Source organism: Phenylobacterium sp. (genome assembly GCF_030693625.1).
GTDB classification, from domain to species: Bacteria; Pseudomonadota; Alphaproteobacteria; order Caulobacterales; family Caulobacteraceae; genus Phenylobacterium; species Phenylobacterium ferrooxidans.
This window is the reverse complement of record NZ_JAUYAF010000060.1, coordinates 20,114-28,812: the sequence shown is the minus strand read 5'-3', so window position 1 is coordinate 28,812 and position 8,699 is coordinate 20,114. Positions and strand designations below refer to the sequence as shown.

Annotated in this window: 9 protein-coding genes and 1 tRNA gene; 7 read left to right on the top strand and 3 right to left on the bottom strand. The window is 67.6% G+C overall.

The window, feature by feature from the left end:
- Positions 1 to 23: 23 nt before the first annotated feature.
- Positions 24 to 100, top strand: a tRNA-Met gene (locus Q8N10_RS12390).
- Positions 101 to 500: 400 nt separating this feature from the next.
- On the opposite strand, the gene Q8N10_RS12385 is transcribed toward Q8N10_RS12390, so the two are convergent.
- The gene (locus Q8N10_RS12385) at positions 501 to 785 is read right to left on the bottom strand and encodes a hypothetical protein (protein WP_304774299.1); all 285 of its coding nucleotides are present in this window, start codon (positions 783 to 785) and stop codon (positions 501 to 503) included.
- A 331-nt stretch (positions 786 to 1,116) separates the two neighbouring features.
- Between Q8N10_RS12385 and Q8N10_RS12380 the strand changes: the two genes are divergently transcribed.
- On the top strand, positions 1,117 to 1,392 hold the full coding sequence (locus Q8N10_RS12380; protein ID WP_304774297.1) for a hypothetical protein: 276 nt from the start codon (positions 1,117 to 1,119) through the stop codon (positions 1,390 to 1,392).
- 85 nt (positions 1,393 to 1,477) lie between these two features.
- The gene (locus Q8N10_RS12375; RefSeq protein ID WP_304774295.1) at positions 1,478 to 2,458 is read left to right on the top strand and encodes an aldo/keto reductase; all 981 of its coding nucleotides are present in this window, start codon (positions 1,478 to 1,480) and stop codon (positions 2,456 to 2,458) included.
- Here the strand turns inward: Q8N10_RS12375 and Q8N10_RS12370 are convergent.
- On the bottom strand, positions 2,455 to 2,664 hold the full coding sequence (locus Q8N10_RS12370) for a hypothetical protein (protein WP_304774293.1): 210 nt from the start codon (positions 2,662 to 2,664) through the stop codon (positions 2,455 to 2,457). The genes Q8N10_RS12375 and Q8N10_RS12370 overlap by 4 nt on opposite strands.
- A 201-nt stretch (positions 2,665 to 2,865) precedes the next feature.
- On the opposite strand from Q8N10_RS12370, the gene Q8N10_RS12365 reads away from it, so the two are divergent.
- From Q8N10_RS12365 to Q8N10_RS12355, 3 genes are all read left to right on the top strand, one after another.
- Entirely contained in the window at positions 2,866 to 4,851 is a 1,986-nt protein-coding gene (locus tag Q8N10_RS12365; protein ID WP_304774292.1) for a TonB-dependent receptor, read from the top strand.
- Between the two features lie 139 nt (positions 4,852 to 4,990).
- Positions 4,991 to 5,353: a response regulator gene (locus tag Q8N10_RS12360; RefSeq protein ID WP_304774290.1), complete on the top strand. Its 363-nt coding sequence runs from the start codon at positions 4,991 to 4,993 to the stop codon at positions 5,351 to 5,353.
- A 107-nt stretch (positions 5,354 to 5,460) separates the two neighbouring features.
- Complete coding sequence (locus tag Q8N10_RS12355) at positions 5,461 to 7,740, top strand: PAS domain S-box protein (RefSeq protein WP_304774288.1); 2,280 nt, start codon at positions 5,461 to 5,463, stop codon at positions 7,738 to 7,740.
- Here Q8N10_RS12355 and Q8N10_RS12350 read toward each other — a convergent pair.
- Entirely contained in the window at positions 7,737 to 8,549 is an 813-nt protein-coding gene (locus tag Q8N10_RS12350) for an arylamine N-acetyltransferase (protein WP_304774286.1), read from the bottom strand. The genes Q8N10_RS12355 and Q8N10_RS12350 overlap by 4 nt on opposite strands.
- Between Q8N10_RS12350 and Q8N10_RS12345 the strand changes: the two genes are divergently transcribed.
- Positions 8,548 to 8,691 (top strand): hypothetical protein, encoded by a 144-nt coding sequence (locus Q8N10_RS12345; protein ID WP_304774284.1) that lies wholly within the window; start codon positions 8,548 to 8,550, stop codon positions 8,689 to 8,691. The genes Q8N10_RS12350 and Q8N10_RS12345 overlap by 2 nt on opposite strands.
- Positions 8,692 to 8,699 lie beyond the last annotated feature (8 nt).

Below are 8,699 nucleotides of genomic sequence, written 5' to 3'. Positions count from 1 at the left end.
TTCAATCACGATTATAGCTTTGCCGCGGGGTGGAGCAGCCCGGTAGCTCGTCAGGCTCATAACCTGAAGGTCACAGGTTCAAATCCTGTCCCCGCACCCAAAGACTTCTTAAAGCCCCGCTCGTGCGGGGCTTTTTGCGTTTCGACGGTCGCGCCGGCGCGAAATTGGCCGAGATCTAAGCTTGCGACTACTCAAGGCGTATCAGAATTGGCCGCTTCGTCGTCCGGATTGACCACGCTGCGATGCCCCTCGGCCACGGGGGCGCCTATCCCGCCGCCTTCGGAAGCCCCTGCAATGGCCAGAGCAATCAGCCGCTGGTGCGCGACCGCGGTCCGACCCAGTTTGGTGTCAGCCTGCCGGTGATCGAGCACGGCCGATGTTTCTGCTGGTCGCGGCCCGCTTGTAGCCGTGTTGCGGTACGGCGGCGCCGTGGCGGCTTAGGCCACAGAAAAAGGGCCGGCGTTATGCCGACCCTTTCCCTGCAGATCTGGGAGTTTCGCTTAGCGCTGGGCGAGCCGCATCGCTTCGAGCTGCGCGACGTCCGCGGCGCCCAGCTGCTCGAGGGCCGAGTTGACGGAGCCCTTCATGCAGCGGCCGTAGGCGTCGAGGAACAGGGTCTCGCTGGTCACCGCCTTGGCGCACACCTTCTTGGCGGCCGCGACGATGTCGGCGTGGATCTGGGCGCTGGACTTGCCGACCAGAGAGACGCGCACGCCTTCTTCAGCATGGGCGACCGGAGCCAAGGCGAGGGTGGCCAGGGCGGCCAGGGTCATCAGTTTCATCATAGTCGTCGTCTCCGAAAGGGGTTGGGGTTCAACCGCCTCCCGGCGTTCCTCAGGCTGAGGCTTGTGCTTCTAGGGTGGCCCAAGCGCGTCGCCTGAGAGGGAGTTAGCGCGCGGATTCGCCTTGCGGCAAGTGACAATGGTGCGACGCAATATGGCGAATATTGCAATGCGGTACGAGCGGGCGCCGCCGCTCAAAAGGGTGGCGCCGACACGGGAGAAAGGGTGGCGCGGCACGGCGGTTGCGGTGGCCATCCTGCGGGACGCCGAAATGAAACACTTGCGTTCGGGACGTCTTCACATTTGATTAACCTCTATTAACCGCCGAGGTCTCATGTTGCTTTCTGTCCTGGCTTTGACGGCCGCTATTTCCGCCCCCTCGGGCGCGTCGGCCCAAGCCTCCGAAGCCGCCCCGGCCCTGGCGGCCAACGCCTATATCGTCGAGTGCCTGGTCAATGGCGCTGCCCTGACCGCCTGCACCGTCATCGACGCCGACCCGGCGACCAACCCGGGCGCGGCCACAGCGCTGAAACTGGCGGCCAACATCCACGTGCCGGACTCCATGGCCCAGGCCGGCCGCATCCGCATCAAGCTGAACGTCAATCCTTAAGGGCCTCGGCCGCGATTGACGAACTGATCCCCCCGGCTCCAAAAGGCTCCCGCGCACTGTCGCGCGCCTTTTGAGGAGCCGCCCCATGCAGACCCGCAAGCTTGGACCGTTCGAGGTCTCCGCCATCGGCCTGGGGTGCATGAGCCTTTCCCACGGCTACGGACCTCCGGCCCCGCGCGAGCAGGCCGAGCGCGTTCTGAAGGGGGCGCTGGACGCCGGCTACACCTTCCTCGACACCGCGGCGGTCTATGGCGTCGGCCACAATGAGACCCTGATCGGCGAAGTCCTGGGCGACCGTCGCGACGAGTATGTGCTGGCGTCGAAGTGCGGCCTGACCAATGGCGACAAGCGGGAGCTGAACGGCCATCCCGACGTCCTGAAGGCCACCTGCGAGAGTAGCCTCAAGCGGCTGCAGACCGACGTCATCGACCTCTACTATCTGCACCGTTGGGACAAGCGGGTGCCGATCGAGGACAGCGTCGGGGCGCTCTCCGAACTGGTGGCCGAGGGAAAGATCAAGACTATCGGCCTGTCGGAGGTGTCGGCTGACACCCTGCGCCGCGCCCATGCCGTCCATCCCATCACCGCCCTGCAGACAGAATACTCGCCCTGGACCCGGAATCCGGAGATCGCGGTGCTGCAGGCCTGCAAGGACCTGGGGGTCACCTTCGTGGCCTTCAGCCCAGTGGGCCGCGGTTTCCTGGCCGGCGGCGCGTCGAACCCCGCGGCCTTCCAGGAAGGCGACATGCGCCTTGGCATGCCCCGCTTCCAGGGCGAGGCCTTCGCCGCCAATCTGAAGATTTTCGAGGCCTTCGCCAGCCTGGCCAAGGCGGCGGGGTGCACGCCGGCTCAACTATGCCTGGCCTGGCTGCTGGCCAAGGATGAGACCCTTGTCCCGATCCCTGGCACCGCGAACCCAGACCACATGCTGGAAAACGCCGGGGCGGCGGCGATCAAGCTGTCGGCCGAGACGATGGCCCAGGTCGAAGCCCTGGTGAATCCGCAGACCGTGACCGGGCCGCGCTATTCGCCCGCCATGCAGGCCTCAATCGACACCGAAGGCTAGACGGTCTCGAGACTTTCAAAGGCGGTGATCAGCGCCGCCTGGGCCAGGCGCTTGGCCCGGGCGGCGACCTCAGCCTCGGGCATGTCGTGCAGGCCGCGCGGACGGGGCAGGCTGACCTGAACGGTGACGCCGTCATCGGTGAGGATCGAGACCCCCACGAGGGTGGGGCTGACGGTGACGGAGGGCGGCAAGGACAGGTCCAGCATGGCGTTCGTCTCCAGTTGTTCCCCCGTGAGGGAGATTTGGGGCGCCGCGAGTCCCGAGTCCAGGCACGGTTTTATGACCGGATAGGCGAGGGTTCGTTAAGCCTGCTGAGCATGCAGTTTCTCATCGATCTGCCTGGGGTTGTGTCACTTGTCGCGGGGTGACGGCTGACAGGGAGCGCCTTTGCCCCTATGCCCTTGGCCATGCCCATCAGTCCTCCCCCGCCCGAAGTCGAAGTCGTCGTCGTCCATGCTCCGCGCCTGCCGGCGTTGGGTGGGGAGGCGGTGTTCGCGGTCCAGCAGATCGGCGCCGAGGAGCTGAAGACCGCGCCGCGTCTCGACGTGGCCCTGAAGCGGGTGCCCGGCGTCTCGCTGTTCCGGCGCACCGGCAGCGACGCGGCCAATCCCACCATCCAGGGCATCTCCCTGCGCGGCGTGGCGCCCTCCGGCGCCGGCCGGGCCCTGGTGACCCTGGACGGGGCGCCGCAGAACGACCCCTTCGGGGGGTGGGTGATCTGGTCGGCCCTGCCGCCGGAAAGCCTGGAGAGCGTCACCATCGTTCGGGGCGCGGGGGCGGGAGCCTATGGCGCGGGCGCCCTGACCGGGGTGATCGCCCTGGAGGAGCGCGGGGCGACGCAGGGCGTCTCAGCCCTCGACGTCTCCATCGCCCAGAGGGGCGGGTCGCGGGCGGCGGTCGCGGTCGGTACGACCGGCTTGCTGGTGACCGCCAGCGCGGAGAGCTCGGACGGCTACACCCCGGTGCGGGGCGGACGCGGGGCGGCCGACGCGCCGACGACGCTGGACGCCGGCGCCTTCGCCTTCCGGGTTCAAGGCGAGCACGAGGGGATCGTCGGCGCCTTGCGGCTGGGGGCCTATGAGGAACAGCGCGGGGCTGGCTTGGTCGGCGCCAACTCCACGGCCAGCGGCGGATCGGTCACGGCGACGATCGCCAGGATCATCGACGGCGGCGGTTGGCGGCTGCAGGCCTGGGCGCGGTCCAGCGACCTGAAGAACACCTCGTCGGCCGTCGCGGCGGGCCGCGTGGCCACCACGCCGGCCAGCGACCAGTATTCGACACCGGCCCTGGGCCACGGCTTCAACGCCGCCTGGCAGGGACGGGGGACAGCCTTCTCCTGGGAGGTGGGCGGCGACGCCCGCTTCGCCGACGGCCACGCCTTCGAGCGCTTTCGCTACATGGCCGGCGGCTTCACCCGCGGCCGGGAGTCGGGTGGGACCACGGCGGTGGCGGGGCTTTATGCCGAGGGCGTGCTGGACCGGGGCGACTGGCTGGTCACCGGCGGCGCGCGGGTCGATGCCTGGCGACAGGACGAGGCGGTTCGCCGTGAGCGCGACCTGGCTACTGGGGCCGTCACCCTGAATTCCACCTCGCCCGACACCTCGGGCACGACGCCGACGGCGCGGTTCGGGGTGCGCTACCGGCTGAACGAGGCGACCTGGCTGCGGGGCGCGGCCTATGCCGGCTTCCGGCCGCCGACGCTCAATGAACTCCACCGCCCGTTCCGGGTGGGCAATGATGTCACCGAGGCCAATCCGACCCTGAGGCCCGAGACCCTCTATGGGGTCGAGTTCGGGCTCGGCGGCGACGGGGCCACCCGCTGGAGCGGGACGATCTTCTATAACCGCCTCGATGACCCGATCACCAATGTGACCGTGGGGCCGGGCGGAATGACCTATCCGGTGGCGGGCTTCATCCCGGTGGGTGGTGTGCTGCGCCAGCGCCGCAACGCCGGCCAGATCGAGGCCTGGGGCCTGGAGGCCGACATCTCTCGCACCTTCGGCGGCCTGACCCTGATGGGCGCGGCCTCGGCCACCAAGGCGGAGGTCGATGGCGGAAGGGCATCACCCCAGCTCACCGGCAAACGGCCGGCCCAGACGCCGGAATATACGGTGACCGCCGGGGTGGACTGGAAGGCCAGCGAGCGCCTGACCTTGACGGCGAACCTGCGGTTCGAGAGCCAGCGTTTCGAGGATGACCTGAACAGCCGCAAGCTCGGGGCCTCCGCCGGGGTCGACGCCCGGGCGGCGTGGCGCTTGACGCCCAACAGCGAGCTCTATCTGGCGGCCGAGAACCTCACCGACGCCCGCATCGAGGTGGGCGAGACCGGAGACGGGACCGAGAGCTTCGCGGCGCCGCAGACACTGAGGATCGGTTTCTCCCTGCGGCGGTGATCGTCGGGGTCCCGCCGGAATAAGTCAGAAGCCATGCAAGCTTTGCTGGGGCGCATGCTAGATTTCACCCGCTGTAAGCCGTCATGGCCGCCGCGGGAGACATTTCCAGCATGCCGCGCCCACAGTTGTTGGCCCCCTGATGGCCGTCATCCTCATTGTCGAGGACGAGTTCTTCATTCGTCAGAACGCCGAGTGGGCGATGGAAGACCTGGGTCACAGCACCCTTGTCGCCACAGACCTGGCGGAAGCCCTGGTTCACCTGTCGGCGACGTCCCACATCGACGCGCTTTTCGTGGACATCAGGCTGAGGTCTCTGCCCTCCGGAGGCTACGACGTCGCCAACCAGGCCATCGTGCTGCGGCCGGGCCTGCGGGTGCTCTACACCTCCGGGAGCCCGCTCACTGCGGAAATGGCGGACGGATTTGTCGGGGGGGGCAAGTTTATCCAGAAGCCCTATTCGGCTGAGCAACTCGGCGATTCGGTTGGAACCCTGCTGCACTAAACCCCGGTGATCCCGGCCTTCGCGCCGGTCACGGACGTACATCTGAGTTAGGAAGCCCCATCCTCATCCCCACCGCCCCTGCTGAGACGGGCGCGAACCTGGCCGCGTTGCAGAGCGCGATCTTCAACAGCGCCAACTTCTCCAGCATCGCCACGGACGCCAAGGGGGTGATCCAGATCTTCAACGTCGGGGCCGAGCGGATGCTGGGCTATGAGGCGGCCGAGGTGATAAACACCATCACGCCGGCCGACATCTCCGACCCCCAAGAACTGATCGCGCGCGCCCAGGCGCTGAGCGCCGAACTGGCCACCCATATCGCGCCGGGCTTCGAGGCCCTCGTGTTCAAGGCCTCGCGCGGCATCGAGGACATCTACGAGCTAACCTATATCCGCAAGGACGGCAGCCGGTTTCCCGCCGTGGTCTCGGTCACCGCCCTGCGCGACGCCGCCGGGGCCATAATCGGCTATCTGCTGATCGGCACGGACAACACCGCGCGCAAGCTGGTGGAGGAGGAGCAGAAAAAGTCCGACCAGAGCCTTCGAGACCAGCAGTTCTACACGCGCTCGCTGATCGAATCGAACATCGACGCCCTGATGACCACCGACCCGGCCGGCATCATCACCGACGTGAACAAGCAGATGGAGGCCCTGACCGGGTCGACGCGCGACGAGCTGATCGGGGCGCCCTTCAAAGACTGCTTCACTGACCCCGACCGGGCCGAGGCGGGCATCAAGCGGGTGCTGGCCCAGAAATCGGTCACCGACTACGAGCTGACGGCGCGAGCCCGGGACGGCAAGCAGACCGTGGTCTCCTACAACGCCACCACCTTCTATGATCGAAACCGCATCTTGAAGGGGGTGTTCGCCGCGGCCCGCGACGTCACCGAGCGCAAGCGGGTTGAGGTCGAGTTACAGCAGGCCAAGGCCATCGCCGAGAGCGCCAGCCGCACCAAGTCCGACTTCCTGGCCAGCATGAGCCACGAGATCCGAACCCCGATGAACGCCATCATGGGGATCGCCGACCTGCTGGCCAAGACGCCGCTGACGCCCGAGCAGGACAAGTACGTGCAGATCTTCCGGCGGTCCGGTGACAACCTGCTCAACCTGATCAACGACATCCTGGAACTCTCCAAGGTCGAGGCCTCGCAACTGGACCTGGAGCAGACCGGCTTCTCGCTCAGCGACCACCTGGAGAAGGTGATCGAGATGGTGGCGCCCCGGGCGCAGGAGAAGGGCCTGACCCTGGTCTGCGAGATCGCCCCCAACGTCGCCAACGACCTGATGGGCGACCCGACGCGGCTGCGTCAGGTGCTGCTCAACCTGCTGGGCAACGCTATCAAGTTCACGCAAGAGGGCGAGGTCTCGCTGAAGGTGGAGCCGGACCTGGATCCGGCGGTTCCCACCGCCCTGAGGTTCACCGTCACAGACTCCGGCATCGGGATCGCCGACAGCAAGCTGGCGCACGTCTTCGAACGGTTCACCCAGGCGGACTCCTCGACGACCCGGCGGTTTGGCGGGTCCGGCCTGGGACTGACGATTTCAAAGCGTCTGGTGGAGCTGATGGGCGGGCGAATTTGGGTGAGCAGCCGCGTCGATGTCGGCAGCGTCTTCGCCTTCGCCCTGCCGCTCGAAGTCTGGGCCTCGGCGAACCGTCCGGTCAGCATGCCCGTCGGCGCCGGTCCCGCCGCGCCGCTCGCGCCGCTGCAGATCCTGATGGCTGAGGACTCGCCCGACAACTGCACCATCGCTCTCGCCTATCTCGATGACACCCCTTATCGCGTCGACGTCGCCGAGACCGGGATCATCGCGTGCGAGATGTTCAAGGCCGGGCGCTACGACCTTGTCCTGATGGACCGCCAGATGCCCGCCATGGACGGCCTGACCGCCACACGCACCATCCGCGCCTGGGAAAAGGCCAATGAGCGGCCGCCGACCCCGATCATCGCCCTGACCGCGTCGGCCCTGAAGGGCGACCGCGAGACCTGCCTGGCCGCCGGCTGTACGGCCTACCTTACCAAGCCCATCAAGCAGGACGTGCTGCTGGCGGCCATCCTGCACTACGCGACCCTGGCGCCGCCCGCGGAGCCTGCTCCAGAAGAACCGAGGTCCTGGCGGCCGAGCGAGCGGCTGCTGGCCCGGATTCCGGCCTATCTGGACAGTTGCCGCCAAGATGTCATCACCATGCGCGATGCCCTGGATCGGGCCGACTTCGAACCGGTGACGATCCTGGGCCACAACATGCGCGGATCAGGCGGCGGCTTCGGTTTTCAGGCCATCACCGACTTCGGCGCGGGTCTCGAACAGGCGGCCGAGGACACCGACGTCCTCACATCGCGCCGGCTGCTCGACGCGTTGTCGAGCTATCTCGAAAGCCAGACGCGAGCCTAGTTCGCCTTCTCGCCGAACAGGTCCTCATGCTTGGTGCAGATCGCAGGCCACAGGGCGGCCATCTCGGGCACGTCGAGGCCGAACTCTCGGGCCAGGATGTCGACGAAGGCGTCGGCGTTCTCGATCAGCGCCTGGGTGCGTTCCCCCGGTCGGACACGTCGCAGGGTGCGGCCCAGGATGATCACCAGGCCGTCCGGGGTATGGCGCTGGACGATGGGGAACTGGGTGAAGATCGAATCCGGTGAGGTCCGTAGCCACTGGCAGGTGGTGTTCAGCGTGGTGTCGCTGGCCGCCGCCTCGGTGAAATCGAAATAGGGCGCGCCGCCCAGGGCGTGGTTGTGAAAGCGCCACCAGTCGGCGTCGAGCTTCTCCAGGCGAAAGTCGTAGTCGGCCACCGTCATCGGGCCCACGGCCAGGGCCACGGGCTCCAGCACGCCATCGCCGAACCCGACGTCGGCGATGTAGGGGCGGTCCAGGTCCACGCGAAGGACCAGATGGTTGCCATGGCTGATCTCGCCGCGCTCGGTGCGGCCCACCGCGCCGGCCATGCGCGTGACCTTGAAGCCGATCTCGGCCAGGGCCCAGCCCAGCAGACCGTTCATCTCATAGCACCAACCGCCGCGCCGCTGCGTCACCAGCTTGTCGAAGGCGTGCTGCACGGAGACGTCGCCGGGCCGCCGCAGCTGCACGTCCAGGTTCTCGTAGGGGATGGCCAGGAGGTGGGCGCGGTGGACCGCCCGCAGGGTCTCCAGATCCGCGCGCGGCGTCCCGGCATAGCCGATGCGGGCCAGATAGGCGTCGAGGTCCATGGGCGCGCTCCTCCTTGTGCTCAAGCTAGGATGGCTGGCGCGGTCGCGCCACTTGGACCAGGTTCGGCTGCTGCCCATCGACCCCGCCGGGACGCCCAACACCGGCGACGTGGTCGCCGCGACGGCCGCGGTGGAGCTGTAGCGCCCAGG